We start from the raw sequence: 25,629 nt of genomic DNA, 5'->3' as shown, positions 1-25,629 counted from the left end.
CGCACGAATCTCAGCGGAGATGCACTCGTCTGCCAGGAGAGATGAACTCTCCGAATGGCCTCATATAACAAATTGGTAACAGTGTTGAGTGGTCGGGGGACCTGTCCGACGCTGGGGTAGAGTTGCATCAGCTAGGCAAGCACTGCCCTTGTGTTCTATTCGTGCTTCACCGAGATCATTCTCCAGAGGTCAATGAGAGAAATCGCGGGGTCGGTTGATTTTTACTAGCTTCCGTTGTCCGCTGCGCGGCCAGACAGGTTGCAAACGGGTGATGGGATGTCAATGACACTGCACCGTATGGAGAAGTAATGGCACAAGGTACCGTCAAGTGGTTCAACGCCGAAAAGGGCTATGGATTCATCACCCTGGAAGGCGACAACCAGGATGTGTTCGTTCACTGGAGCGCAATCCAGATGGATGGCTACCGCGCTCTCGAAGAGGGCCAGCAGGTTGAGTTCGAAGTTGGAGAAGGACAAAAGGGTCCTCAGGCGGAATCCGTCACCCTCCTCTGAGACTCGCGTACGTAAAGTCTTTTGATCCGCCTCGGCGGGATGGCGGCTCAGGCCCGAATCCCATCGAGCGGGGAAAGCGCCAAGCAGGCAACTGCTTGGCGCTTTTCAGTTCTGCGGGGGCAGCCTCCATGCGGCAGCTTTCCGGTGCATCCACCTCGGGAGTCCGCACCTCGCATCCACCTGGCGCACTCGCCTCACGTGTCCGCTCTGTGGAACTCGCTGGAGTTTCGCGCTGGGCCGAACCGCGGAATCACGCGGGAGGCAGTCATTTCGACTGTTGCGGGAGGACGCCAATATTTGCACTCGCATGGGGAGAGTGCTAAATCTAGTACTGGTGAAAACCTAGGGTTTCTCATCAATCGTTTCGAGAGCGTGGTCCATGTGTGGAATGGAACATGCGGACACACTCTCTGCCGTCGCGGGCGCTGACGATTGCTCTGGATTCCCAATCCACTCCATCAGGGAGGATCTAAGCCACTATGGCAAAGATGATTGCATTCGACGAAGAAGCTCGTCGGGGACTCGAAGCAGGTCTCAACCAGCTTGCGGACGCGGTCAAGGTAACCCTTGGACCCCGTGGCCGCAATGTCGTGCTCGAAAAGCAGTGGGGCGCACCCACCATCACAAACGATGGTGTCTCCATTGCCAAGGAGATCGAACTCGAGGATCCCTACGAGAAGATCGGCGCTGAGCTCGTCAAGGAAGTCGCCAAGAAGACTGACGACGTTGCTGGCGACGGCACCACCACCGCTACCGTTCTGGCTCAGGCTCTTGTTCGCGAGGGACTGCGCAACGTGGCAGCCGGTGCTGATCCGCTCAGCCTCAAGCGTGGCATCGAGAAGGCTGTTGAAGCCGTGACCGCTGTCCTGCTCGAGAACGCCATCGACATCGAGACCAAGGAACAGATCGCCGCTACTGCCGGTATCTCCGCTGGAGATCCTGCTATCGGTGAACTGATCGCCGAGGCCATCGACAAGGTCGGCAAGGAAGGCGTCGTCACCGTCGAGGAGTCCAACACATTCGGACTCGAGCTCGAACTGACCGAGGGTATGCGCTTCGACAAGGGCTACATCTCCGGTTATTTCGTCACCGACACCGATCGCCAGGAAGCTGTCCTTGAGGATCCCTACATCCTCATCGTCAACTCCAAGATCTCGAACGTGAAGGATCTGCTGCCCGTCCTCGAGAAGGTTCAGCAGTCCAACAAGCCGCTGTTCATCATCGCTGAAGACGTCGAGGGCGAAGCTCTCGCGGTTCTCGTGCTGAACAAGATCCGTGGCACCTTCAAGTCCGTGGCCGTCAAGGCTCCTGGCTTCGGAGACCGCCGCAAGGCTCAGCTGGCCGACATCGCCATCCTCACCGGTGGTCAGGTCGTGTCCGAGGAAGTCGGGCTCAAGCTCGACAACGTGACCACCGAACTGCTGGGCACCGCCCGCAAGGTTGTCATCACCAAGGACGAGACCACCATCGTCGAGGGTGCCGGAGACGCCGAGGAGATCGCAGGTCGGGTCGCACAGATCCGTGCCGAGATCGAGAACTCGGATTCCGACTACGACCGTGAGAAGCTGCAGGAACGTCTGGCCAAGCTGGCCGGCGGCGTTGCAGTCATCAAGGCCGGAGCCGCGACCGAGGTCGAGCTCAAGGAAACCAAGCACCGCATCGAAGATGCAGTGCGCAACGCCAAGGCTGCTGTGGAAGAGGGAATCGTCGCCGGTGGCGGCGTCTCGCTCATCCAGGCGGGCAAGACTGCCTTCGCCAACCTCACACTCGAGGGTGACGAAGCAACCGGTGCCAACATCGTCAAGGTTGCCATCGAAGCTCCGCTCAAGCAGATCGCCACCAACGCCGGCCTCGAAGCCGGTGTGGTTGCCGATAAGGTCGCCAACCTCGAACCCGGATTCGGCCTCAACGCCGCAACCGGTGAGTACGAGGACCTGCTGGCCGCTGGCATCAACGACCCGGTCAAGGTGACCCGCTCTGCTCTGCAGAACGCCGCCTCGATCGCCGGTCTGTTCCTGACCACCGAGTCGGTTGTCGCCGACAAGCCTGAGAAGGCTGCACCAGGTGCTGACGCAGCTGCTGCCGGTATGGACGGAATGGGTGGCATGGGCTTCTGATAAGCCCCTGTTGCTCGAAGAGCCGTGCCGGTACCCGTTTGGGTGCCGGCACGGCTCTTCTCGGTTCGAAAGCCGTGCCGTAGCCTGGACGGTATGAACTTCACAGGCACAGACTCCTGCGGAAACAGCCCGAAGAACATGTTCGTAGCCAAGTTCGAGGAGAATCTGATCAACGGTGACAGGCAAGCCCTCGCCGAGGTGGTCGATGAGGACTGCATCCTCCAGATCGTGGGCAGCGGGGGAGTTGAGACCAGCACCGGGCGCGACGAAGTCATCGACGCACTGCTGCGCATTGCTGACTCGAAGCCCGTGGCCGGTCATCTCGAAGCAGCCATCACTCACGGCAAAGCAGCTGCGGCCTGGGGCCAATGGGACTACTCGAGCGACGGCGAGGACATCCGATACTTCTCACATACGCTCTGGTTCCGAAACAACAAGGCCACAGAGTTCGCTCAGATCCGTGTCTTCCACGCCTGATCGCCCTGAGCCGGGCGCGGGCAGGTTCAGGGACGCCGCCTGAGCGCGTCGCTGCCAGTCACGAGTCGGTCAGTCCCAGGGGTTCCTGCGTCGATGACGACGCTCGTGGCGGCGCCTGCGCATTTCATCGCTGGGAGACACCTCTCCCGGAGCGAATGGAGGGGCCAAGGGGTGCGGAGGCTGCAATCCGTTGCCGAATGTGTCTGCGTAGTCCTCGTCCTCATCGTCGTTCTTATGTTCCTCAAGCTCACGCTTGGCCTCAGCGTCGCCCAACTGCGCTCGGGCCCGCTTCGTCAGTTCGCGCTTCCTGTTGCGGATGAGGCTCTGCTTGTTGGAGATCTGTGAGATCGCACCGAAGAGCATCGGAAGAATGACGAATATCGGCCAGAAGAATATGAGCCGGCCCGAGGCGAATGAGGTGGCGGCCCAGATGGCGAGTGTGACTCCGGCAGGACCGGCGAACATACCCAGGAGCGCATTTCGCACGCGGTCCTTGTAGTACTTCTGCGCGGCCGCATCGATCTGCTCGGGAGTGATCGGGATGCGATCAGCATTCAGGCGGGCCAGAGCTTGGGCACGGGCGGAATCGTCGAGTTCTCCCGGAGCGACCTCGCCCGCCTCGGCGATGATGAGATCCTGCACGAGATCGGGGACCTCTCCCAGAGTCTTCAGACGGTTGGCGGCCTCGCTGCGTTCGTCGAATTCCTCGGCGTCGATCTGACCCAGCGCAAACGCCTCGGACAGCACATCGCCCACGATTGCGCGATCGGCGTCCGAAGCGCGCACCTGCCCATGAGCGCGAGGATCTGCGCTGAATCGTGACCACAGCGGCGAACTGTTCATGACACTTACTGTAACCCCGCCCAGGTAGAGGGTCTGAACTATGATGGTGCAAATGGAACCCGTCGTCGTGCTCATCTTGTTCGCGGTGTTCCTGGGGGCAGTTTCGCAGCGGGTCACCGGCATGGGATTCGGCCTGGTCAGTGGCCCGTTCCTCGTTCTTCTGCTCGACCCGTTCTCCGGCGTTGTGCTCGTCAACATCTGCGGCATCGTCGCCAGCGGCACGGTGTTCGTCCGCACCTGGCGAGAAGCTGAGTGGGGCAGTTTCTGGAAGCTGTCGCTGGGGGCGCTCATCGGCACGATTCCCGGAGCCCTCCTGGCCGCGGCGCTCCCAGCGCCACCGCTGCAGATCCTGATCGGTCTGCTGATCATCGTCTCCCTCATCAGCTCCATGGTCATCGGCCGCATCGGCAAGACGATGCCCGCGAATTTCGGAACGAAGTTCACCACCGGCTTCCTCTCGGGAACGATGTCGGCTGCCGCAGGAGCGGGCGGGCCCGCCGTCAGTGCCTATGCTGTGCTGACGAAGTGGGATCAGCGAACATTCGCCGCAACCCTGCAGCCGTTCCTCGTCGTCGGGACCACCTCGGCGATCATCTTCAAAGCCGTGTTCGACCACGGTGCCTGGCCGCAGCTGGCGGCACCTACCTGGATCGGGATCGCGACGGTCCTCGTCGCAGGGCTCGTCGGCGGGGACTGGTTGTCGAAGAAGATCGATTCCTCGACGGCCCGGGTCGTCATGATCGTCCTTGCCCTCGGCGGGGGAATCGCGACCCTCGTCAAGGGGCTGATCCACCTGGGCTGAACGCCGTCCCGACTCCTCGTGATGTAGGCAAGGGCACCTGTTGTGAGCGTGTTGGTCGCTGATCTGAGAGCGATTTTCGAGCCTGCGGACTGAGCTGACACAAGGGTTCGGTTCAGTCGCTTGTCAGACTCATCCGGCATACTGATTGATGACTCGTTTTGCTGGGGAGGCATAGATCGTGGCAGCAGTATTCCTGATAATACTCGTGGTGCTCGGCACCATTTTCTTCGTTGGCTACCGCAAGGAGAAGCACCGTAAGGAGGAGCTCGCCGCCGCCGAGCTCCAGCAGGTGACAAAGACCGCTGAAGAGGATGTCACGTCCTTCGGCGAGGAAGTCGCCGAACTCGATATCCTCACCGCCGGAGTCGAACTCGACACCGGCGGCTCGCAGGACTACAAGCAGGCCTTGGACTCCTATGACATTGCCAAGGAGACGCTCGACAACGTCGACGAGCCCTCCGATATCCGCAGCGTCACCGAGGCTCTCGAAGACGGTCGCTACGCCGCCAAATGCGTGCGTGCTCGCGTTGACGGAAAGCCTCTGCCCGTGCGCCGTCCTCCATGCTTTTTCAACCCGCAGCACGGCCCCTCGGTCGAAGACATCGACTGGGCGCCTGCTGGTGGCCAGCTGCGACCTGTTCCCGTCTGTGCCGCCGACGCCGAGCGCGTGGCAGTGGGTGCGGAACCGGCCGTCCGCAAGGTCGTGACCGGTGACGGTCATACTCGCCGGGCCTACTGGGAAGCAGGACCCGCCTACGCAGAATACAACCGCGGATACTTCAACTCCTATGCAGGTTCGGGACTTCTGCCCGGCGTCCTCATGGGCTCGATGATGTTCGGCGGCATGGGCGGCGGCTGGGACGGCGCCTATGGCGACGCTGGCGGTGGTGACGCCGGTGGTGGCGATGCCGGCGGCGGAGACGGCGGCGGATTCTTCGGTGGCGGAGACGGCGGCGACGGAGGCGGTCTCTTCGGCGGCGACGGGTTCGATCTTGGAGACCTGTTCTGATGGAGAAGATTGAGATCCGCGGCGATTCGATCAAGCTCGGTCAGCTGCTCAAACTCCATGGTGTCGCCGAACATGGCGCGATGGCCAAAGACATGATCGCCGACGGCGAAGTCGTGGTCAATGGTGAGGTCGAAACTCGCCGAGGTGCCACGATTCGTCCCGGAGACACCGTCGAAGCCCTGGGCGAGGTCATCGAGGTCTCGGTCGAATAGGCTCCACAACCACAACCGCGAACACAGCATCTGATGCAGAAGGGACGTCCCCGCGGGGACGTCCCTTCTGCATTGCTGATCCTCAGTGCCAGTGGGTCATTGCGACGGTCTGCGTCTGCGGAGAGAGCCTCCGAGCAGCTGACGTGAAGACTTCAACGCAGCTGACTTGAAGACGTCAGGGTCGCTGATTGGCCTCTGGTGTGTCATTGAGCCCGGGAGCATCCCAGAGGGCTGACCAATTGGATGTGTCCTCTTCGAACGGAAGCTCGTTGGACAGTACGCCGCGGACCTGGATCTCCAGGGGGTTGTCGCGCTGCTTGGGACCCGACTGCGCAAAGGGATAGAACGTGCCGCGTTTGTATTGGTAGACGAGTGCCAGGCGGCGCCCATCCGGGTTCGCGAAGTACACGGTCGAGCACAGCAGCATCGTGTCGAAGCCCTGGCTGACCAGAGCCGAGTTCACGGCGTGCAGATTGGTGACGAGGTTGACCACCTCGGCGTCGGTGTCGGAGACGACCTGCCAGGTGTAGCCGAACCCGTCGTTCTGCTGGGTCACGTTCGCAGCGGGGTCCGAGCCGATGAGGGCGATGCTCTCGGTCTCAGCGGACTGGAACGCCGCCCCTTCGACCTGTCGGAACGCCACGGCCCCGACGCCGGTGGGCTTGAAGCCGGTTGCAGCCTCGAGCGTCAGTGCGGCGGGTGGCAGTGCGAAGAGGTCGTCGAGGTTGGCACGCTTCGGTTTGGAACGGCCCAACAGAGCGTCGAAGAAACCCATGAAACTCCTAGTGGATGTCGGTCAGTGCGGTTGATGTCTGCGGGCGAAGCTCACTGGGGCTGTGAGAGCTGCCCGGAGATCCGCGCCAGCTGCTCCAGACGCTTGTCGAGCGAGGGGTGTGTGGAGAAGAGCTGTCCGAGGGCGGCCTTGCCGCTGGCGGCGGGAATGAGCGCCAGATGATTCGCCGAGGAGGAGGCACGCAGGTCCTTCTCCGGGATCTTGCTCATGTCGCCGCTGAGTTTCGTCAGCGCGGAGGCCAGTGTCGAAGGCGCGCCGGTGAGGATGGCGGCGGCCCTGTCGGCGGCGAGCTCGCGGTAGCGCGAGAGGCTGCGGATGAGGAGGAACGAGAGTCCGTAGACGACGGCACCGACGAGGATGAACAGCAGCTGGATGGGGACGCCGCCGTTGTTGTTCGATCGTCCGAAGCTCATGTAGTAGCCGGCTCGCATCATGAGAGCGGCCACGACACCGGTGACTCCGGCGACTGTCATGATGGTGACGTCGCGATGGGCGACGTGGGAGAGCTCATGTGCCAGCACGACCTCGACCTCATCGCGGTCGAGCTTCTCGAGCAGGCCGCGTGTCACGCACACGACCGAGCGCTCCGGCGAACGGCCGGTGGCGAATGCGTTGGGGATGGCTGAGTTCGAGACCGCGACGCGCGGTTTGGGCGAATCGGCGAGCTGGCAGAGTCGGTCGATCATCGTGTGCAGCTCCGAGGCTTCCTCGGGGGAGACTTCCCGTGCACCCATCGCCTTCATCGCGATCTTGTCGGAGAAGTACCACTGGAAGAAGAACGCGCCGCCGCTGACGAGGACCGCGATGATCACGCCGCCGGTGCTGCCGCCGAGCATCCACCAGATGGCGAGGATGAGGATCACGTAGATGAGTCCGTTCAGGAAGATCGTCCACCCCATACGCATGGTGAGTCCGTTGTCCTTGACGAAACGATTCTTCATCGTGGTTCCTCTCTGGGTGTGGCAGTTCCGGCCCACGGCCTTGGGTTAAGGCAGTGGGCCGGAGTCACCGATATCAAACTTTGTGGATCAGGCTGGATCTGGGATGAAGCCTTCACCGGTGAGGAGCTCTGTGATCTCCTGCAGAGTCGCATCGACGAACGGCACGACGGCCTCACTCGTTCCCAGAAAGTCGTCCGAGACGGGCTTGCCGTGTCCGACGACGTAGTCGTGAAGGGCATGCAGAGCTTTTCGGGCGGCCTCTTCATCGGCGGCGTTGACGGCGTCTTCAACCTGGTTGTCGTACTTCTGCAACAGGTTCTGGTCGACGTCGGCGATGTCGAACTGTCCCTCGCCCATGATGCGGATGATCATTGCTTGTCCTCGCCTTCAAGCGACTGCTGCTGCTTGTCGGAAGATGCCGGCAGCGAATCACGCATCCGGTTGAGCTCCATCTCCACGTCGTTGTCGCTTGAGAGCGCGTCGAGCTGTGCACTGATGTCGTCCTTCGAGGAACCAGTGACATCTTCCAGTGCGCCCGAAGCGATGAGCTCGTCGACGGCACCGGCACGAGCCTGGAGCGAAGCGGTCTTGTCCTCGGCACGCTGGACTGCGAGTCCGACGTCGCCGAGCTCCTCGGAGATGCCGGAGAAGGCTTCGCCGATCTTCGACTGTGCCTCGGCTGCGTTGTACGTGGCCTTGAGAGTCTCCTTTTTGGTGCGGAAGGCATCGACCTTGGCCTGCAGACGCTGCGAGGCCATCGTGAGCTTCTGCTCCTCGCCCTGCAGTCCCTCGTGCTGGCCCTGCAGATCGGTGATCTGCTGGTCCAGCCCCGACTTCCGCGTCAGTGCCTCACGGGCAAGGTCCTCGCGGCCCATCTCCATGGCCTTCTGGGCCTGGCCGCTGAGCTTGTTCTGCTGCTGTTCGAGCTGAGTGATCTGCAGTTCGAGGCGCTTGCGGCTGGTGGCGACATCGGCAACACCGCGGCGTACCTTCTGCAGCAGCTCAAGCTGCTTCTGATATGAATAATCGAGAGTTTCATTGGGGTTCTCGGCTTTGTCCAGCGCCTTGTTGGCCTTGGCGCCGAAGATCGCCGCGATCCTTTGGAAGATGCTCATCCGTAGTCGACTCCTGCATAGGTCTTGACCCGACGGTGCTGACCGCTCGTCTCCGAAGCTGGAGAAACGTAGCCGGCACCGCCGCGAACTATCGCTATCAGCCTACTAATAAAGGCTGACAATTTGCCAGACGCGGACACAGAACTCAAACAGACGCCCTCAGCGGAAATTCGCGGGGAACGACGGGCTGCATGGTCGGTGCTCACGGAGCGAAGAGTCGGGAGTTCGCTGCCTCGACCTCCGAGTACTGCGCGGCCGCAGTGTTGAGGGCCCCGTGGATCGAGGTCAGTGATTCGAACAGCTGCTTCTGAGCGCCCTCCCACTCATTGATGACCGTCTGGAAATTCTGTGCCGCACTTCCCTTCCAACACTCCTGCAGGGCCAGAAGATTCCTCAGCATCGTATTGGATTCTGCAACGAGGGTGCGGGAGGTCCCTGCAGTGGCGGCGGCTGCGGATGAGACGCGTTCGGCATCGACTTCGAAACTCATGACTTCTCCTAGCGGCGGGGCACCGGAGCTCGGAACGAGGCACCGGGACTCACCCCAGCATCGCGGTTCACCCGTGTTCGAAGAAGCCCATTGAAAGAGGGTGTGGACAGCGCTTGGCTGTCCACACCCTCAACGCACTTAAGTGAGATCGTCATCCACAGCGATCTGCACTCAAGTGGTGCTACTTCAGCTCGAGCGTCGTCTTCAATGTCTGCTCCTGGCCGCCGCGGATGACGGTGAAGTCTACGGGGGAGTTCGTCGGCTGTGCACGGACGAGTGCCCGCAGAGCGATCGCGTTGTTCACCTCGGTTCCAGCCACGGACACGATGTCGTCGCCGTCCTTGAAGCCTGCCTTGTCAGCCGGCGATCCGGACTGCACCGACTGCACCTTCGCACTGCCACGCGTGGTGCCGCCGCTGTTGATCTGTCCATCGGTGAGCGTGATCCCCAGGAAGGGATGCAGTGCCTTGCCGCTTGAGATGAGCTGATCGGCGATCATCACGGCCTGTGAGGCGGGGATGGCGAACCCGATGCCGATCGATCCCGACTGCCCGCCTTCACCGGCCTGGCTCAGCGAGGCCGCCGCGGAGTTCACGCCGATGAAGTTGCCGTCACCGTCCACGAGCGGACCGCCGGAGTTGCCGGGGTTGATCGCGGCATCCGTCTGGATGGCGTTCGTGATCGTCATCTCCTTCTCCTGCGAGCTCGCGTCTTCGCCGATGTTCTCCGTGGAGACGGGCCTGTCGAGGGCCGAGACGATGCCGGTGGTGACCGAGTCCGCGAGGCCGAGGGGGTTGCCCAATGCCATCACCGGATCTCCCACCTTCATCTTCTTCGAATCGCCGACAGGGAGCGGACCAGCGTCCTTCGGCACCTGGTCGAGCTTGATGACTGCGATGTCGGTCGAGGGATCGCGGCCGACGATCTCGGCCTTCATCGTTCCCCCGTTCTTCATCGTCACAGCGATCTCGCCGGAGGGAGTGTCGGCCGGGGCCACCACGTGGTTGTTCGTGATGACGTGTCCCTGGTCGTCGTAGATCGAGCCTGATCCCAGTCCCTCCACCTGCCCATTGGTGCCGACCTGGATCGAGACGACGCTTTGGGAAGTCTGCTTGGCGACCTCGGTCCAGTCCGGGGTTTCGATGGTCTGATCGGCGACCTTGCGCGAATCCTCTCCGCCGAGGGCACCAAGCGCGTAGCTCCCGCCGAAGGCTGCGCCTCCGCCCAACAGGGCCGCGATCAGCGCGATGGCGATTGTCGCACCCCAACCCGGACCTCGCTTCTCTCGCCGAGGTGGTGCTTCGCCTCCGTACGGCCCTTGGCCTCCGTACGGTCCTGGAACTCCGTAGGGTCCTTGGTCTGCATACGGTCCCGGCCCGCCTGGCCCACTTGGCCCGCCTGGCCCACCTGGCCCGCCTGGCCCACCTGGCCCACCGGGCCCGGACTGGAACGCTGCGTAATCGGACGTGGGGTACCCGCCCTGGTTCGGCTGACTGCCGAATTGGCCATATGCGGCTGCTCCTGTGCCTGCAGCCGCACCAGCACCCGCTCCTGCGGCGGCACCTGCAGTTGTGCCTGCTGCTGGCTGCCCGGTTCCCTGAGAATACGGAGTGCCATACGGGTTCGTGTCAGCGGGGGAGTTCTGGCCGGCCTGCGCTGCACCGTTGGGTGTGCCGACTTCGGCATAGGGGTGGCTGTACTGACCGTTGCTGCTGTTTTCGGGGCCGCGATCATGGCGCTGGGTTCCGTCGTAGTTCTGGCCGGGGCCATACGCAGGTTGCCCACCCTGCCCCGTTGCGTCGGACTGTCCCGATAACCCGGGCTGCCCTGATGGCCCGGGCTGCCCCGGTGACGTGGGCTGCCCTGATGGTCCAGCCTGCCCTGATGCGCCGGGGTACCGTGCCTGTGAGTCCACAGGGGGTTGAGCACGAGTCGGCTGCATCTGAGGAGGATTCTGCCCCTGCCGGGGGTCCTGTCCCTGCCACGGAGCCTGATTCTGTGTCGGTGCCTGGTCCTGACCCGTGCTGCCGCCTTGGCTTGGTCTCTGTTCAGGGCTGCTCGGCCGGGTAGGAGGCGCAACGGGTGGACTGACCCGAGCAGGACCATTCGAGCCGTTCGTACCGTTCGGGAAGGTCCGTGGGACCTCTGCCGAACGGCGGGGTCCGTCTGTGGAGCCCTGGTGCCCTGCAGTCGAGTTGCGGGGTTTGTCTGAGGATTCGCGTGAGCCATCGGTGGGGAACGTCCGGTGGTCCTGATCCCCGTGCCGTCCCCTGTTGTCGGAGTTGTTGCCCTGATTGTTAGGGTCGTTGCTGCTCATCGCTCGTCCTTTCGTGCGTCCGGAGCGCTGTCTTCAGTTTCTGAGATGGGCAGATCGATGCGGAACGTCGCACCGCCTCCCGGTGTCTGGTGCACTGTGATCGAACCGTGGTGGTTCTCCACGATCGCCTTGACGATGGAGAGTCCGAGGCCCGACCCGCCGGTGTCTCGAGTCCTGGAGACGTCGAGGCGGTAGAATCGCTCGAAGATCCGGGGAACGACCTCGGGATCGATCCCGTCGCCGTGGTCGCGAACCTCGAACCTGACTCGTCCGTTGGGGAATCCGCGCAGCGAATCGTCGACGGTGATGGAGCCGGCCGCAGTCATATCGGGCACGATGCCGGTGGGCGCCTGGGCGTCGTTCTGATCGTTGCCGTTCGAGTCGCCTCGGCGGAAGATGCGGACACCGCCGGTGACGAATCCGCGTTCGCGGGTTCTGTCCTTCGCCACCGTCTTGTTAGCCCCGGTCTTTGACCCGGTGTCCTGACTATCCGACGGGCCAGCGGACTCCGCAGTCACCTCGGCGCGGCCACCGACGACGCCGACGGCGAACTCGATGGCGGTGTGCTCGGGGGTGTGGCGGACAGCGTTGCCGGCGAGGTTGACGATGACCTGGCGGATCTTCGACTCCGAGCCCCTGATCATCGGCACGGGCTGGGCATCTTCCCCATCGAGGCCGATGAAGCTGATGTCGCGGTCGGGGGCCTGAGCAGCCGCGTCGGCGGCGGCGTCGCGGGCGATCCGGTGGAGGTCGATTGGACCGATCTCGGCGGGTCGCTGCTCGTCGAGGCGGGCGAGGACGACGAGGTCGTCGACGAGCACGCCCATGCGTTTGGCTTCGGATTCCATGCGTTCCATGGCGTTTCCGATGTCATCTGATTTCGTGATCGCGCCCTGCCGGTAGAGCTCGGCATAGCCGCGAATGGTCACCAGCGGTGTGCGCAGCTCGTGCGAGGCATCGGAGACGAACTGGCGGATGCGCTTCTCCGATCGCGTCTGCCCGTCGAAGGAGTCCTCGATCCGTCCCAGCATCGTGTTCAGTGCGCCTGACAGGCGACCGAGCTCTGTGTTGCGGGGGAAGGTCGGCACTCTCTGACTCAGGTCGCCGGCGGCAATCCGTGAGGCGGTCTTCTCGATGTCGCGCAGCGGGCGGAAGGTGTTGTTGATCGCCCAGTATCCGACGCCTGCCACCATGGCCAATGCCAGCAGTCCGATGCCGATCATCGTGTTGCGGGCCCGCTCGTTGATGTTGTCGATCTCGCGGTCGAAGGGCACCGCGATCGAGACGAGCACATCCGTGTTCTGGACCTTCATCGCACGCGCCCGCCATTGTGAGGTACTCCCGGGGACCGTGAATGGCTCACCGCCCTGCGCGTAGACCTTCGACTCGTTGATCTTCGGCAGAACCGGGCTGTTGCCCGGCTCGGGAGCCACAGGATCGCTGATCGGTTTGCCGCTCGTATCATAGAACTGGACGTAGAAGCCTCCGGGCATGAGGCTCTTGAGCTCGTCCCACGAGCTCGAATCGATGGTGGTGGGAGCGCCAGCTGAGGATTCCGTCCCGTCACTGCTGTCCGAGTCCGCTGACTGGTCCTTGCTCGACGATGAAGACGACTGCAGCTGGGCAGGCTGGAACACATCCTGATAGGCCTGCTTGGCAAGCGTCTCCGAAGCATTGATGAGTCTCTCATCGGTGCGTTCGACGAGGCTGTCGCGAAGGTTCTCGAGCACCCAGGCGCTCGTTCCCGAGAGAACGAGCAGCATGAGCAACATCATGATGGCCAGCAGCTTGGTGGTCAGCGACCATTCTTCCCAGAAGCCGGGTTTGGTAGGACGGGATTCTTTTACCACGTGAGTAATCTAGCGCCTGAGCTTGACCGACTACTTGGATTCTGGTGTGCGCAGCATGTAGCCCACGCCGCGCTTGGTCTGAATCATCGGCGTCCACTCCATTTCGACGGGGTGTCCGGCGGCGTCCGTTTCCGGCGTGACGTCGATCTTGCGGCGCAGGTAGGAGATGTAGGATTCGACGATTCCGGTGTCCCCGCCGAAGTCGTATTCCCAGACATGGTCGAGGATCTGGGACTTCGAGAGCACCCGGTTCGTATTGAGCATGAGATAGCGCAGCAGCTTGAACTCGGTGGGGGAGAGGTCGATGAGGATGCCGGAGCGACGCACCTCGTGAGTGTCGTCATCGAGTTCGAGGTCGCCGGCCATGATGACAGCGTTCTCTTCGTCTTCGAGGCTGCGGGTCCGACGCAGCACGGCGCGGATGCGGGCGACGACCTCTTCGAGGCTGAAGGGCTTCGTCACGTAGTCATCGCCGCCGACGGTGAGGCCGGTGATCTTGTCCGAGGTGTCATCACGGGCGGTGAGGAACACGACCGGAGCGTTCATGCCGATCTGGCGGAGGCGACGCGTGACGGTGAAGCCGTCCATGTCCGGCAGCATGACGTCGAGGACGAGGAGGTCGGGGTTGGTCTGCTCGGCCAGACGAAGTGCTTCGGCACCGTTGGCAGCCGAGACGACGTCGAAGCCTGCGAAGCGCAGGCTGGTCGAGAGGAGTTCGCGGATATTGGGCTCATCGTCGACAACGAGGAGTGTGGCTTCGATGTCGGTATCGTTTGCTGTGGTCATGTATCCAGTCTGAAGCTCATCTCTGAAAGTGGAGTGATAGTTTCCTGAATGCGATTGTGATCTAGATCACTGAAAAACTCTCAGAAAAGTCCTTTTGGCCCCTGAGTGCCGCATGCGCTCTCAGGAACCGCCCGACAATATGAGGGATATATGCGCTCATGCACAGTTGAAGCACAGGAAACTTGGCCTCGACTTCAGGAGTCGGTTTGGCGGGCGCGGAAGGCGGCGACATGCGTGCGGTTCGCGCAGGTGCCGGAATCGCAGAAGCGCTTCGAGCGATTGCGGGTGAAGTCGGCGAGGTAGGCGTTGCAATCCTCGGCGGCGCAGAGTCCGAGCCTGTCGAGGTCGCCACTGCGGATCAGGTCGATGAGGACCAGCGCGACGTCGGCGGCGACCCGATCGGCCAGGCTCGCCGACTGACCCACTGCGTGCAGGTGCCAATCCCAGTCCCCATGTCTGACCAGCTGTGGCAGTGCACCGGCCCACTGGAGTGTGATATTGACCTCACTGACGATGCGCTCCGTGGCCTTCGAGGCCTCGGATTCAGTCTCGGCGTCGATGCTGGCATCGAGGGCGATGGCGAAGCGTTCACGGAGTTCCCGGGTCTCTTTGACGTCGGACTTCGTGGCCTTCAGCGGGCCTGAGAAGTCGTGTCGGGCCGCGAATCCGTGGAGTCCGGCGGCAGTCGTCAGCTCATCTCCCTCCTCGGCGATGGCGCCGGAGGTATTCAGCAGGTCGACGAGCATGGTGAGGTTCGATCGAATGTCATTGGCGAAAGTCATTGTGGGTCACATTCTTCCACAGCATGTAAGGACCAAAGTGCATTTGACTCATTTCGCGGCCGTGGTGAATACTGCATAAGGTAGGGCTCATGCCCGCACAGCGCGCGTCGCGTCAGCTGCCGATCGGCACAACTCGGTCGCTCTCGGGCCACCCACATCTCCGCAGTTCTCACTCACACACCACATCTGTTCCACACCACAACTGTTCCACACCACAACTCACCCACATGCACCACCTCGGCGAGGGCACCTGTTCGCGTCGAATCCGCGCACGTCCCAGGAGGTCAAGAATGAATCGCACCGTCGTCATGGGGTTCCTGCTGACTCTTGCCTCCGCGTTCTTCTTCGCGGTCTCCGGGCCGATCGCGAAGACGATGTATCTGACCGGATGGACGCCGGGCTCTGTCGTGCTCATCCGACTCGCGGGCTCGGCCGTTCTGCTGCTCATCCCCACCCTCATCGCTCTGCGTGGGCGTTGGGATGAAGTGCGGGCCAACTGGAAGACGGTGCTCATCTATGGGCTCGTGTCGATGGCCGGTGTCCAGGGCTTCTACTTCGTCGCCGTCGAACACCTCACCGTGGCCGTGGCACTGCTGCTCGAGATGACGGCGCCGATGCTCCTCGTGTTCTGGATCTGGGCGCGGACTCGGACCCGGCCGGCGACGGTGACCTTCGTCGGCGTGGTGGTCTCGATGGTCGGACTCCTGCTCGTGCTCGACCTCCGCAACTCTGATATCAGCGTCTTCGGTGTCATCATGGCACTCGCTGCCGCAGTGTGCCTGGCCAGCTACTTCCTGGTCTCTGCGAAGGATTCCATCAACGTTCCGCCGGTGGCCTTGACCGGCCTGGGCATGGGAATCGGGGCGCTCGTGATGGCCGTCATCGTGCTCGCAGGGGTCATGCCAGCCGGCGCCGTCGCCGCCGATGTCGATTTCGGCGGATACCAGGTCTCCTGGATCCTTCCCATGTCGATGATCGTCGTCTTCACCGTGGGCGCTTACATCACGGGCATCCTGGGTCTTCGCTACATCGGGGCGACCATCGGCTCGTTCCTCAACCTCGTCGAGGTTCCGTTCTCCGTGATCGTGGCATGGTTCGTCCTGTTCGAGCTGCCGGCACCCATTCAGCTCTTCGGCGGAGTGTTCATCGTCGGCGGCGTCGGCTTCATCAAATGGGGCGAGTCGCGCCTGGCTCGTCGAGTTGCCTCCCGCGAGGTCGTCGTCACCTCGGAGGAGTTCGCCTCGGTCTGAGGTGCGGCGGCAGCTGATAGCTTGAACGCATGGGCCACATCGAAATCAATGACGTCTCGTACACTCTGGCCGATGGCAGACCGCTGCTGAATTCGGTGTCCTTCCGCGTCGGTGACGGCACGAAGGCCGCACTCATCGGTGCCAACGGGGCAGGGAAGACTACCCTCCTACGACTTCTCACCGGCGAACTCACCCCCGACGAAGGCTCTGTGTCCCACACCGGCAGCGTCGGTCTGATGCGTCAGTTCATCACCGCAGACACCGTCGCCGAGGCGCTCGAGGAGTTGGCGCCGAAACGTATCCGATCCGCCGCGGCCGTCGTGAGGCGGGCCGAGGAGAAGCTGCTCGGGCCCGATGGTGAGTCGACCGCCGTGCAGATGTCCTATGCCAATGCGCTGGGCGAATGGGGTGAAGCCGGCGGTTACGAAGCGGAGGTGTTGTGGGACACCTGCACCACCTCGGCGCTGGGGATGAGCTTCGAGCAATGCCGGGATCGGTCGATCTCAACGCTGTCGGGAGGGGAGCAGAAGAAACTCGTCCTCGAAGCGCTCCTGCGCGGTCACAACGACATTCTCATCCTCGACGAACCCGACAACTTCCTCGACGTTCCGGGCAAGCGCTGGCTCGAAGAGGCGCTGGCCGAGACCGACAAGAGCGTCCTCTTCGTATCCCACGACCGCGAACTCCTGGCCCAGGCGGCATCGGAGATCATCACCCTGGAGCTCTCTGCTGCGGGCAACACGGCCTGGGTCCATCCCGGCGGCTTCGGCAGCTACCACGAGGCGAGGAAGTCCCGTTTCGAACGGCTGGAGGAGATGGGACGACGGTGGGACGAGGAGCACTCCAAGCTCAGGGCCCTGGTGCAGATGTACAAGCAGAAGGCTGCCTACAACTCCGACATGACCTCGCGCTATCGTGCCGCGCAGACTCGGCTGGAGCGCTTCGAGACGGTCGGGCCGCCACAGGCGATTCCGCGCGAGCAGAACCTGGGTATGCGGCTCAAGGGCGGTCGCACCGGCAAGATCGCGATCGTCGCGGACCAGCTGGAGCTGAGCAATCTCATGCTGCCCTTCGACCTTGAGGTCCGATATGGGGATCGAATCGCAGTCCTGGGTTCGAACGGATCGGGCAAATCGCACTTCTTGCGACTCCTGGCCGCTGGCGGCAGCGATCCGGAACCTGAGCATCGGCCGGTCTCCGACGTCGAGATCCCACCCGTCGAGCATGAGGGGCGGGCGAGACTGGGTGCCAGGGTCCGACCGGGGTGGTTCGCCCAGACTCATGGACGGCCGGACCTGATGGGCAGAAGCCTTCTCGATATTCTGCACAGGGGCGATGAGCACCGCAACGGCCTCCCGCGAGAGCCGGCTTCGCGCGCACTCGCTCGCTATGAGCTGGCAGGGGCGGCGGAGCAGACCTTCGGTTCGCTCTCCGGCGGTCAGCAGGCGCGGTTCCAGATCCTTTTGCTCGAACTCGCCGGGGCCACATTGCTGCTGCTCGACGAACCCACGGACAACCTCGACCTGGTCTCGGCCGAAGCGCTCCAGGACGCGCTGGCAGCCTTCGACGGCACGGTTATGGCCGTCACCCACGATCGCTGGTTCGCCCGGGACTTCGACAGGTTCCTAGTCTTCGGTTCCGACGGAGACGTCTACGAGTCGACGGCCCCGGTCTGGGACGAGGGCCGCGTGGTGCGATCGCGCGGGTGAGTGGTACGGCGTTGCCTTAGGCGACTTGGCTTTCGGCTTTCATCATTCCAGCGCGACAAGTCACGATGATCCCGGCCAGCAGAATCAGCAGACTTCCACCCGCTTGCCACCATCCGTTCCACCACCCGCTGATGCTGTCTCCGCCGGCGGGAGATTCGTCTGCCTGCAGACCGAGGTTGACCAGCAGCACCCCGATAGAATGCCTGCGATCAGCCCGGCCGCAGTGAGGGCAAGCCCTGTTGCCATAGTTTTCGACATCCCTGCAGAGTACAAGCTATTCGCTGCTTCTGCAGGTGCAAGCGATCTCCACTGACGAACTCGTACTTGAAACTACCTGACGGCGGCATAACAACCTTGCGCCAGGTTGCTGGGCCGCCGTCAGGTAGTTTTCAGCGGACCTCGATGTCGTAGCTGTAGCCCTGCTCGGTGAGAAAGCGGCGACGCTGGGCCGCGAAGTGTTCGTCGACAGTGTCGGCGGCGACGACGGTATAGAACGTCGCGGAGCCGGAGTCTTCCTTCGGCCGCAGGATCCGACCCAGACGCTGGGCCTCCTCCTGCCGGGACCCGAAGGCACCGGAAACCTGGATCGCCACCGAGGCGGCGGGCAGGTCGACGGAGAAATTCGCGACCTTCGACACCACGAGCACAGGGATCTGGCCCGTGCGGAACTCGCGGAACAGTTCCTGGCGCTGCGATTCAGGAGTCTGACCGGTCAGCACGGGAGCGTTCAGGCCAGCCCCGATCTCCTCGAGCTGATCGAGGTACTGCCCGATGACGAGGATCTGCGCAGTGGGGTGGTCGGAGACGAGTTCGCGCACGATCGGCAGCTTCGCATCCGAGGTGGCCGCGAGCCGGTACCGATCCTCACCGTCGGCACGTGCATAGGCCGTGCGTGTCCCGCCGTCGAGGCGGACCCGAATTTCGTGACAGGACGCGGTGGCGATGTAGCCCATGCGTTCGAGTTCCTTCCACGGAACCTCGTACTGCTTGGGGCCGATGAGGGAGAACACCTCATCCTCACGTCCGTCCTCGCGCACCAGTGTGGCGGTGAGACCGAGGCGTCGCCGGGCCTGCAGGCTCGCGGTGAGACGGAAGATCGGTGCGGGCAGGAGGTGGACCTCGTCATAGATGACCAGCCCCCAGTCCTTGGCGTCGAGGAGTTCCAGGTGCAGGTAGGAGCCTTTGCGGCGAGTCGTCAGCACCTGGTAGGTGGCGATGGTGATCGGTCGGATCTCCTTCGTCGACCCCGAGTACTCACCGACTTCATCCTCGGTCAGCGAGGTGCGGGCAAGGATCTCGTCCTTCCACTGCCGGGCGGCCACGGAGTTCGTCACAAGGATCAGCGTCGTCGTCTGCACCCGCGACATCGTGGCCACACCGACGATGGTCTTGCCGGCACCGCAGGGCAGCACCACGACTCCGGACTCTCCGCTCAGGGAGTGGTCGATGGCTTCCTTCTGATAGTCACGCAGATGCCACTGCCCACCATGGGCGTCATCGGACAGCGAGATTTCGTGGGCCTCACCGTCGACGTAGCCGGCATGGTCAGAGACGGGATGGCCCAACTGCAGCAGGGCATGTTTGAGCTCACCGCGCTCCGAGGGGTGGACGAGGACGGATTCGGCATCGAGGGACTTGCCGAACTTGCCCACCAGATCCGGCTGGCCGATGAGAGAGGCGAGCAGCTCGGTGTCGGTCGAGGTCAGGGTCAGACCGTGGATCGGATTTTCGATGAGGGTGAGGACCCCGAAGCGGTCCATGATGTCGACGATGTCGACGAGCAGCTCATGGGGCACCGGATATTTCGCGAACTCGAGGAGAACGTCGACGACAGACTCCGCATCATGTCCGCTGGCCCGGGCGTTCCACAGGCCCAAAGGGGTGATCGTGTACGTGTGAATGTACTCCGGCGTCCGCGAGAGCTGAGCGAACGGCGCGATCGCCACGGCCGCCTCGACGGCCAGGGGGTGCCCCGATTCCAACAGCACAGTCCGGTCGGACTGCACGATCAACGGACCGTTCATTTAAGTTCCTGCTTCTTTCCACGCCGAGGTGACTTCCGAGGGCCTAACGTCTGTGCCCTCAGGATTGTTCCTCCGCCCCGTCGGACGGTTCCGTCCCGTGCGACCCAACGCCGGCCACATCGACGCTGACGATACGTGCGATCGACAGGGACGCCTCGGCGCCGGTGGTCTTCACCTTCCCGCGCACGCGTCCACCGTTGACGGTGGACGGGAGCATGTCGATGACGCGTTCCTTCCCATGCGAGTCGGCGAGCGTGATTGTGACCTGTTGGCCCGCCTCGGCGGCTTCCCGGAGGCGATCCATGTGCCCCAGCGGCTCGTCCGTGCTCGTGGCCGGGGCCGCCCGGGCTCCGGGGGAGCGAAGGATGCGGATGTAATCGTCGAGGTGGGCATCGTCGACCCGTGCCCGTTTGCGTAGATGCACCTCGGGGTCGGCCTGGGTGATGACCTTGCGTTTGCGCACCGGTCCCGAGGGGGAGTGCAGCATGGCGTGGTGCTCGGCGGACTCGAGCAGATGCATGGTGCGTTCGGGGCCTAGCTGCCCGACCGCCACGGTCGGTGCCAGACGTTCCAGACCGGCCGGGAGCATGGCTTGGTCGGAGAGGATGACGTCGAGGTCGACGGGATCGTCGACGACGAGGACGGCACGGGCTCCGGCAACCTGCACACGGCGCAGCTTCGAAGCCGTGTTCTCGACGAGGAAGTTCAACGTCGACGGCAGAGCCTCGGCGCTGATCTCGGCGAGTTGGGCCAGGGCGTCTTCGGCATTGATGCCGGCCTGCATGCTCGCCTCGATCGTGTCGGCGTCGATGCGGTACACAGTGCCCTGCCCGCGGGCTTCGACGACGGCGAACTTGCGCAGGATGTGGTGGACGCGTGGTTCGATGGGCCCGGTCGCCACCGCGGTGAGATCGGACTGGATGAGCACGGTCTCGACCTCATCGACGAGTCCGAGGCGGACCGCGTCGATGACATCGTTGGGTACTTCGAGGCCCTCGAGGCCGAAATTCACCGGTGCTATCGACGGATCGTGGGCGGCTTGGGCGCTCATCGCACTTCGCAGTCCGGCCGCGAGGAGGACACCGAACCGGCTGGGCCCGAAGTGCTCGGAATTCTGCAGCGGGGTCGTCGCCAGACCGAAGGCACCTGCCGTGTGCAGGATCGCCTCTGTCATCGCGAAATCGTGAGCGGGGATGAGTGGACGCCTGTCCAACACCTGCGCGTGGATCCATTCGGCCGAGCGTGAGGATCCCTGCCCGATGTCGTGCAGAATCTCCAGGATGGTGAAGCGCAGAAGAGGCATCGTCGGCTGCGACTGAGCGAAGCCTTTGAACAGGGACTTCTTCGGTGATGCGAGGACGGTGAGGCGTTCATTGGCGCTTGCACCGGCCGCCAGCTGGGTGACGTCGAGGGGCTCGCGCAGCCAGGAGGTCATGAGCGCCGCCCACAGCTGCGCCCTGTCGCCTTCGAGGACATTGGCCGCGTCGTCGCTGGCCGTCCACTGCGGATCCAGCGGGTCATCGAGGACGCCGATGAGGTTCAACGACTTCGCAGCCAGTAGCAGGGTGATCGTCTGCTCGAGACCCAGATCGATGGTCTTCCCGATTCGGGTGACGTCTCGTTTGGAGATGCCGCCGCTGGTCAGACGGGAGATCGGCGCGCTCGCCAGCTCATCGACGAGTCCGCGCAGGGAGGAGATGACCTCCGCCACGGCGGCTCGTTCGCTGTTGTGGATGAGAGCCGTCGGGATCGTCTCTGTGCTCGAGTCGAGTTCGGAGGTGTTCGTCTGCCACGGGTGAGCCCGGGCGGATTCGGCCGCCGAGGTGGGCAGCAGTGTGATGGCCTCCGACTGGATCCGCCAGGTGGACTCAGACGGTGAAGCCGCCTCGGTGGGGGAGGACGAGGGCCAGGCCAGGCCCAGGTCGCGCAGTCGGGGGAGGACCACCTCGGCGAGGGCATCGTCGATATGACGATTCTCACCCACGTTGATGTCTGCTGCGGTGCGAGCGGCCTTGGCCAAGCCGATGAAGACGTCGAGCTGGGCAGAGGTGAGTGCCTCGATGCCCCGGGAGACGCCGATGCGCGAGGAAGCTGCCGCGGCCAGCGAGGGGATCGTCGGAGACTCTGGTTGGAGGAGATCGCGACGGGTCCGGACGAAGGACTCGAAGTCGGTATCGGAACTGTGGGACAGCCACTGGCTGAAGGTCATTGACATCGCTGTTCAGTTTACCGCGAGGGTTACAATAGATGGGTAGAAGACCGTCGTAGATCTCGGAAAGGACGAGCATTGTCAGCCAAGCGTGTCGACACCACCATCGTCGTCGTAGCCGTTGCCGCCGCCCTCATCGGCGCAGTCGCGCTCATGGGCGTACTGGGCCAGGCCTGGATGGGCTACGCCCCGTCTCACCTGCTGACATATCTGCCGATGATCCTCCTCCCGATCGCATTCGCCTTGGTCGCCCTGGCCCTGGTCAGAGCAGCACTGAGACGCAGACAGACCGAGGTGGGCCAGAGCTGAAACTCTCCCGCGGGCGCTGTCGTCGGCACACGCTCCTCCGCTGAGGCGATCGCCTCGCAGCGAGGTGCAAGGTGGTCGCGAAGTCAGCGCCGGGCGCCAACCCCACCATGACGGCATCGCGCCGAGGTTGGCCACAGTCACCGCCGGTACCTAGGGCGAATCGGTCGGTCATTGTTCGGCCAGCACACCGTTTCGACACACGTTCGGGCGATGCGACGGCATATGAGCACACCGGACGAGCACACAGCGAGATCGGATGCGGAGCGGTTCCGGATCAAATCGTGAAGAGGATCCTGGGCCGCGTCGCTGCAGCCGGGCGAAGCGATGGGGACAGATCCTGATGCCACGCACCACTGCGCATCACCGAGTACGAGCTTGACGAACCACCAGCAACACCAACCACCAGCAGCACCAACTACGAGCAACACCAACCACCAGCAACACCAACCACCAGCAACACCAACCACCAGCAGCACCAACTACGAGCAGTACCAGAAAGGACATCATGCCAACCGGACGCGTGAAATGGTTCGACGTCGACAAAGGCTTCGGCTTCGTCATCGCCGAGGACGGCTCACAGGCCTTCCTCCACTCCTCAGTCCTGCCCGAGGACGCTGAGGTCACCAAGGGCACCCGCCTCGACTACGATGTGGTCGATTCCCGACGCGGGGCTCAGGTCCTCAAAGCCAGGCTGCTCTCCGGCCCGGCGAAGGTGGCGAAGGTCCGCCGACGCCCGGCCGAGGACATGGCAGTTATGGTTGAAGATGTCATCAAAGTACTCGATGACCTCAATAACGGACTGCAGCACGGCCGCTACCCCGATTCATCCCACGGGAACAAGGTAGCCGCACTGCTGCGGGCAATTGCCGACGATTTGGAGTCCTGATGTCATCACTCTTCAGTGATTGGTTGGCCGGCCAGAGTGCCGAGCCGACGAACGACCCTGCGCCCGCCGAGGCGGCGTCGGCTGCTGAAGCACCTGTCAAGGCTGAGGCTGCAGCGCCGGCGAAGCCGACCAAGGCGCCGCGGGCGAGCTCCGAGAAGGTCGTCCTCGATGCACAGCTGGCCGCGGCCATCGACACTGCGCGTTCTGCCATCGCCGAGGTTGCCGGCAGTTCCGTGATCGGTGATCACTTGGGCACGCTGGCCGAGGGCACCCGCCTGGTCACCCACTACTTCGCGTGCACCGATCCGATCTACCGCGGTTGGCGCTGGGTCGCGGTTCTCGCCCGTGCCCCTCGGTCGAAGAAGGTCACGGTCTGCGAGACAGCACTACTGCCCGGCCCCGACTCCCTCGTCGCGCCGGAATGGATCCCCTGGGATCAGCGTGTCGAACCCGGCGATCTGACTCCTCGCGACACTCTGCCGAAGGTCGAGGACGATCCGAACCTGCAGCAGGGCTTCGAACAGGTCGAAGAGACCTCGGACGGCAATCTGGACGAGATACCGAATTTTGAGTTCGGGCTCGGCCGCCGCCGGGTCCTCTCGCCCGAAGGCATCTCATCGGCCGCTACCAGGTGGGCCGAATCGGAGACCGGCGCTGAATCGGATTTCGCGGCGAAGGCCTCGGCCCATTGCTCCAGCTGCGGATACCTCATGCCGCTGGCCGGATCGCTGAGACAGAAGTTCGGAGTCTGCGCGAATGGCTGGTCCCCGGCCGACGGCAAGGTCGTCGCACTCGACTTCGGCTGCGGAGCCCATTCGGAGACCGATATCAGCCGGCAGAGCACAGATCCTGCCGAAGCCGTGGTTGACGACTACTCCGCCGGCGAACTCGAGTTCCAGGAGGGCTGACACACCGAGATGGCACACACGTTCCGGTCACTGGCTGAACCGAACTACCGACATTGGTTCGCCGGTGCACTGATCTCGAACACTGGAACGTGGATGCAGAGGACGGCCCAGGACTGGCTCGTCCTCACCTATTTGACGAACAACAATGCTTCGGCCCTGGGCATCACCATGGCGCTGCAGATGGGCCCACAGCTCATCATGTTCCCCTTCGCAGGAGCGATCGCCGACAGGTTCTCCAAGCGCAAGCTGCTCATGGTCACCCAGACGCTGCTGGGGGCCGTAGGACTGCTCCTGTTCGTGCTCGTCATCACCGACGTCATCGTCCTCTGGCACGTTTACCTGACGGCTCTGGCACTGGGCATTCTGGCCACCCTCGACAACCCCTCCCGACAGGCCTTCGTCTCTGAGCTCGTCGGTGAGAAGCTGCTTCCCAACGCAGTCAGCCTCAACTCCGCATCATTCAACGGTGCCCGCATGATCGGCCCCGCCGTCGCCGGCGTGCTGACGGCACTCATCGGTGCCGGGCCGGTGTTCCTCATCAGCGGACTCGGGTTCGCTGCTACCCTGACGGTGCTCATCCGTCTGGATCAGACCCGGCTGCACCCCTCGGGGCGCAGGGGCAAGGGCGGGATTCTGGGCGGATTCAAATACCTGCGACGACGTCCCGATGTGACGATCGTGCTGGTCGTGCTCTTCATCGTCGCGACCTTCGGATTCAACTTCAACATCTACACCGCCACCATGGCCAAGATCGAGTTCGGCAAGGACGCCAGCGGCTTCGGCCTGCTCAACTCCGTGATGGCGATCGGATCCGTGACCGGAGCACTCGCCTCGGCGAAGCGGGAGAAGCCGAGGCTGCGTTTCATCTTCGGCGCGGCCGGCGGATTCGGCCTCGCCGTGGGAACAGCATCTCTGATACCCAACTACTACGTCTTCGCGGCTTCGCTGATGCTCGTGGGCTTCGCGTCGCTGACGATGATGACCTCCGCCAATGCCTATGTTCAGACGACGACTCCCGCGCACTATCGCGGTCGGGTCATGGCGATCTACGCAGCCGTCGTCATGGGCGGGACTCCCATCGGCGCACCGCTGGCAGGGTGGGTCGCCGATCTGTACGGACCGCGGATGGCGATGGGCGTGGGAGCCGCCTCGGGCATCATCGCCTTCAGCGTCGGGTTGGTGTGGATGATCGTGTCGAAGAACCTGCGCCTGAGCTATGACCCCAAATCTCGCATCCGTCTCCACGTGAGCTATCTCGGCCGGCCCTGAGGAGAGGGTCGGCAGTCCT

At 63.3% G+C, this 25,629-nt stretch carries 24 protein-coding genes; 12 read left to right on the top strand and 12 right to left on the bottom strand.

What is annotated here, in order from left to right:
• The first annotated feature begins 308 nt into the window (after positions 1-308).
• The 3 genes from HX613_RS18890 (at position 309) to HX613_RS18880 (ending at position 3,106) form a co-directional block, all read left to right on the top strand.
• Complete coding sequence (locus HX613_RS18890) at positions 309-512, top strand: cold-shock protein (protein ID WP_235346758.1); 204 nt, start codon at positions 309-311, stop codon at positions 510-512.
• A 479-nt stretch (positions 513-991) separates the two neighbouring features.
• Positions 992-2,629, top strand: a complete 1,638-nt coding sequence (groL, locus tag HX613_RS18885) for a chaperonin GroEL (RefSeq protein WP_204233121.1) — start codon at positions 992-994, stop codon at positions 2,627-2,629.
• Between the two features lie 93 nt (positions 2,630-2,722).
• Positions 2,723-3,106: a nuclear transport factor 2 family protein gene (locus HX613_RS18880; RefSeq protein ID WP_235346757.1), complete on the top strand. Its 384-nt coding sequence runs from the start codon at positions 2,723-2,725 to the stop codon at positions 3,104-3,106.
• Positions 3,107-3,175: 69 nt separating this feature from the next.
• Here the strand turns inward: HX613_RS18880 and HX613_RS18875 are convergent, their stop codons facing one another.
• Positions 3,176-3,949, bottom strand: a complete 774-nt coding sequence (locus HX613_RS18875) for a DUF1707 SHOCT-like domain-containing protein (RefSeq protein ID WP_235346756.1) — start codon at positions 3,947-3,949, stop codon at positions 3,176-3,178.
• Between the two features lie 52 nt (positions 3,950-4,001).
• Here HX613_RS18875 and HX613_RS18870 point away from each other — a divergent pair, with 52 nt between their 5' ends.
• From HX613_RS18870 to HX613_RS18860, 3 genes are all read left to right on the top strand, one after another.
• Positions 4,002-4,751: a TSUP family transporter gene (locus HX613_RS18870; RefSeq protein ID WP_235346755.1), complete on the top strand. Its 750-nt coding sequence runs from the start codon at positions 4,002-4,004 to the stop codon at positions 4,749-4,751.
• 178 nt (positions 4,752-4,929) lie between these two features.
• Positions 4,930-5,760, top strand: coding sequence for a hypothetical protein (locus HX613_RS18865; protein WP_235346754.1), 831 nt, complete (start codon positions 4,930-4,932; stop codon positions 5,758-5,760).
• Positions 5,760-5,972 carry an RNA-binding S4 domain-containing protein gene (locus tag HX613_RS18860; RefSeq protein WP_235346753.1) on the top strand — a complete coding sequence of 71 codons (213 nt, stop codon included), beginning with the start codon at positions 5,760-5,762 and terminating at the stop codon, positions 5,970-5,972. The genes HX613_RS18865 and HX613_RS18860 overlap by 1 nt, the downstream gene beginning before the upstream one ends.
• A 175-nt stretch (positions 5,973-6,147) precedes the next feature.
• Here HX613_RS18860 and pspAB read toward each other — a convergent pair whose 3' ends face one another.
• The 9 genes from pspAB to HX613_RS18815 form a co-directional block, all read right to left on the bottom strand.
• The gene (gene pspAB, locus HX613_RS18855) at positions 6,148-6,747 is read right to left on the bottom strand and encodes a PspA-associated protein PspAB (protein ID WP_198396529.1); all 600 of its coding nucleotides are present in this window, start codon (positions 6,745-6,747) and stop codon (positions 6,148-6,150) included.
• Positions 6,748-6,797: 50 nt separating this feature from the next.
• Positions 6,798-7,706, bottom strand: coding sequence for a zinc metalloprotease HtpX (gene htpX / locus HX613_RS18850; protein WP_235346752.1), 909 nt, complete (start codon positions 7,704-7,706; stop codon positions 6,798-6,800).
• Positions 7,707-7,793: 87 nt separating this feature from the next.
• Entirely contained in the window at positions 7,794-8,078 is a 285-nt protein-coding gene (pspAA, locus tag HX613_RS18845) for a PspA-associated protein PspAA (RefSeq protein WP_235346751.1), read from the bottom strand.
• Positions 8,075-8,821 carry a PspA/IM30 family protein gene (locus HX613_RS18840; protein ID WP_198396532.1) on the bottom strand — a complete coding sequence of 249 codons (747 nt, stop codon included), beginning with the start codon at positions 8,819-8,821 and terminating at the stop codon, positions 8,075-8,077. Before HX613_RS18840 ends, pspAA begins: the two co-directional genes overlap by 4 nt.
• 202 nt (positions 8,822-9,023) lie before the next feature.
• Positions 9,024-9,311 (bottom strand): WXG100 family type VII secretion target, encoded by a 288-nt coding sequence (locus tag HX613_RS18835; RefSeq protein WP_204233112.1) that lies wholly within the window; start codon positions 9,309-9,311, stop codon positions 9,024-9,026.
• A 181-nt stretch (positions 9,312-9,492) separates the two neighbouring features.
• Positions 9,493-11,628, bottom strand: a complete 2,136-nt coding sequence (locus HX613_RS18830; protein WP_235346750.1) for a trypsin-like peptidase domain-containing protein — start codon at positions 11,626-11,628, stop codon at positions 9,493-9,495.
• The gene (locus tag HX613_RS18825; protein ID WP_235346749.1) at positions 11,625-13,478 is read right to left on the bottom strand and encodes a sensor histidine kinase; all 1,854 of its coding nucleotides are present in this window, start codon (positions 13,476-13,478) and stop codon (positions 11,625-11,627) included. Before HX613_RS18825 ends, HX613_RS18830 begins: the two co-directional genes overlap by 4 nt.
• Positions 13,479-13,508: 30 nt before the next feature.
• Positions 13,509-14,264 carry a response regulator transcription factor gene (locus HX613_RS18820; protein ID WP_009881891.1) on the bottom strand — a complete coding sequence of 252 codons (756 nt, stop codon included), beginning with the start codon at positions 14,262-14,264 and terminating at the stop codon, positions 13,509-13,511.
• Positions 14,265-14,458: 194 nt separating this feature from the next.
• On the bottom strand, positions 14,459-15,046 hold the full coding sequence (locus HX613_RS18815) for a CGNR zinc finger domain-containing protein (RefSeq protein WP_235346748.1): 588 nt from the start codon (positions 15,044-15,046) through the stop codon (positions 14,459-14,461).
• 290 nt (positions 15,047-15,336) lie between these two features.
• On the opposite strand from HX613_RS18815, the gene HX613_RS18810 reads away from it, so the two are divergent.
• Complete coding sequence (locus tag HX613_RS18810; RefSeq protein ID WP_235346747.1) at positions 15,337-16,296, top strand: EamA family transporter; 960 nt, start codon at positions 15,337-15,339, stop codon at positions 16,294-16,296.
• A gap of 29 nt (positions 16,297-16,325) precedes the next feature.
• On the top strand, positions 16,326-18,005 hold the full coding sequence (locus HX613_RS18805) for an ABC-F family ATP-binding cassette domain-containing protein (protein ID WP_235346746.1): 1,680 nt from the start codon (positions 16,326-16,328) through the stop codon (positions 18,003-18,005).
• 389 nt (positions 18,006-18,394) lie between these two features.
• Here HX613_RS18805 and HX613_RS18800 read toward each other — a convergent pair whose 3' ends face one another.
• Both HX613_RS18800 and HX613_RS18795 read right to left on the bottom strand, forming a co-directional pair.
• Positions 18,395-20,029 carry a DNA repair helicase XPB gene (locus HX613_RS18800; protein ID WP_235346745.1) on the bottom strand — a complete coding sequence of 545 codons (1,635 nt, stop codon included), beginning with the start codon at positions 20,027-20,029 and terminating at the stop codon, positions 18,395-18,397.
• Between the two features lie 58 nt (positions 20,030-20,087).
• Positions 20,088-22,244: a helicase-associated domain-containing protein gene (locus HX613_RS18795; protein WP_235346743.1), complete on the bottom strand. Its 2,157-nt coding sequence runs from the start codon at positions 22,242-22,244 to the stop codon at positions 20,088-20,090.
• A gap of 72 nt (positions 22,245-22,316) precedes the next feature.
• Here HX613_RS18795 and HX613_RS18790 point away from each other — a divergent pair, with 72 nt between their 5' ends.
• From HX613_RS18790 to HX613_RS18775, 4 genes are all read left to right on the top strand, one after another.
• The gene (locus HX613_RS18790; protein ID WP_204233106.1) at positions 22,317-22,547 is read left to right on the top strand and encodes a hypothetical protein; all 231 of its coding nucleotides are present in this window, start codon (positions 22,317-22,319) and stop codon (positions 22,545-22,547) included.
• Between the two features lie 505 nt (positions 22,548-23,052).
• A complete protein-coding gene (locus tag HX613_RS18785) occupies positions 23,053-23,433 on the top strand; it encodes a cold-shock protein (protein WP_235346742.1) in 381 nt (126 codons plus the stop codon).
• The gene (locus tag HX613_RS18780) at positions 23,433-24,341 is read left to right on the top strand and encodes a DUF3027 domain-containing protein (RefSeq protein ID WP_235346741.1); all 909 of its coding nucleotides are present in this window, start codon (positions 23,433-23,435) and stop codon (positions 24,339-24,341) included. The genes HX613_RS18785 and HX613_RS18780 overlap by 1 nt, the downstream gene beginning before the upstream one ends.
• Positions 24,342-24,350: 9 nt before the next feature.
• On the top strand, positions 24,351-25,610 hold the full coding sequence (locus HX613_RS18775; RefSeq protein WP_235346740.1) for an MFS transporter: 1,260 nt from the start codon (positions 24,351-24,353) through the stop codon (positions 25,608-25,610).
• The last annotated feature ends 19 nt before the right edge of the window (positions 25,611-25,629 follow it).

Origin of the sequence: Brevibacterium sp. UCMA 11754, assembly GCF_021532275.1 — a bacterium.
Taxonomy (GTDB): domain Bacteria; phylum Actinomycetota; class Actinomycetes; order Actinomycetales; family Brevibacteriaceae; genus Brevibacterium.
The sequence above is the reverse complement of the archived record's forward strand: the minus strand, read 5'-3'. Positions and strand labels throughout refer to the sequence as shown.

What these genes read in the sequence shown, in the direction of transcription:
- HX613_RS18890 (WP_235346758.1), top strand. Translation starts at nt 309, where the DNA reads ATGGCACAAGGTACCGTCAAGTGGTTCAACGCCGAAAAGGGCTATGGA.
- groL (WP_204233121.1), top strand. Translation starts at nt 992, where the DNA reads ATGGCAAAGATGATTGCATTCGACGAAGAAGCTCGTCGGGGACTCGAA.
- HX613_RS18880 (WP_235346757.1), top strand. Translation starts at nt 2,723, where the DNA reads ATGAACTTCACAGGCACAGACTCCTGCGGAAACAGCCCGAAGAACATG.
- HX613_RS18875 (WP_235346756.1), bottom strand. Translation starts at nt 3,949, where the DNA reads ATGAACAGTTCGCCGCTGTGGTCACGATTCAGCGCAGATCCTCGCGCT.
- HX613_RS18870 (WP_235346755.1), top strand. Translation starts at nt 4,002, where the DNA reads ATGGAACCCGTCGTCGTGCTCATCTTGTTCGCGGTGTTCCTGGGGGCA.
- HX613_RS18860 (WP_235346753.1), top strand. Translation starts at nt 5,760, where the DNA reads ATGGAGAAGATTGAGATCCGCGGCGATTCGATCAAGCTCGGTCAGCTG.
- pspAB (WP_198396529.1), bottom strand. Translation starts at nt 6,747, where the DNA reads ATGGGTTTCTTCGACGCTCTGTTGGGCCGTTCCAAACCGAAGCGTGCC.
- htpX (WP_235346752.1), bottom strand. Translation starts at nt 7,706, where the DNA reads ATGAAGAATCGTTTCGTCAAGGACAACGGACTCACCATGCGTATGGGG.
- pspAA (WP_235346751.1), bottom strand. Translation starts at nt 8,078, where the DNA reads ATGATCATCCGCATCATGGGCGAGGGACAGTTCGACATCGCCGACGTC.
- HX613_RS18840 (WP_198396532.1), bottom strand. Translation starts at nt 8,821, where the DNA reads ATGAGCATCTTCCAAAGGATCGCGGCGATCTTCGGCGCCAAGGCCAAC.
- HX613_RS18835 (WP_204233112.1), bottom strand. Translation starts at nt 9,311, where the DNA reads ATGAGTTTCGAAGTCGATGCCGAACGCGTCTCATCCGCAGCCGCCGCC.
- HX613_RS18830 (WP_235346750.1), bottom strand. Translation starts at nt 11,628, where the DNA reads ATGAGCAGCAACGACCCTAACAATCAGGGCAACAACTCCGACAACAGG.
- HX613_RS18820 (WP_009881891.1), bottom strand. Translation starts at nt 14,264, where the DNA reads ATGACCACAGCAAACGATACCGACATCGAAGCCACACTCCTCGTTGTC.
- HX613_RS18815 (WP_235346748.1), bottom strand. Translation starts at nt 15,046, where the DNA reads ATGACTTTCGCCAATGACATTCGATCGAACCTCACCATGCTCGTCGAC.
- HX613_RS18810 (WP_235346747.1), top strand. Translation starts at nt 15,337, where the DNA reads ATGAATCGCACCGTCGTCATGGGGTTCCTGCTGACTCTTGCCTCCGCG.
- HX613_RS18805 (WP_235346746.1), top strand. Translation starts at nt 16,326, where the DNA reads ATGGGCCACATCGAAATCAATGACGTCTCGTACACTCTGGCCGATGGC.
- HX613_RS18800 (WP_235346745.1), bottom strand. Translation starts at nt 20,029, where the DNA reads ATGAACGGTCCGTTGATCGTGCAGTCCGACCGGACTGTGCTGTTGGAA.
- HX613_RS18795 (WP_235346743.1), bottom strand. Translation starts at nt 22,244, where the DNA reads ATGTCAATGACCTTCAGCCAGTGGCTGTCCCACAGTTCCGATACCGAC.
- HX613_RS18785 (WP_235346742.1), top strand. Translation starts at nt 23,053, where the DNA reads ATGCCAACCGGACGCGTGAAATGGTTCGACGTCGACAAAGGCTTCGGC.
- HX613_RS18780 (WP_235346741.1), top strand. Translation starts at nt 23,433, where the DNA reads ATGTCATCACTCTTCAGTGATTGGTTGGCCGGCCAGAGTGCCGAGCCG.
- HX613_RS18775 (WP_235346740.1), top strand. Translation starts at nt 24,351, where the DNA reads ATGGCACACACGTTCCGGTCACTGGCTGAACCGAACTACCGACATTGG.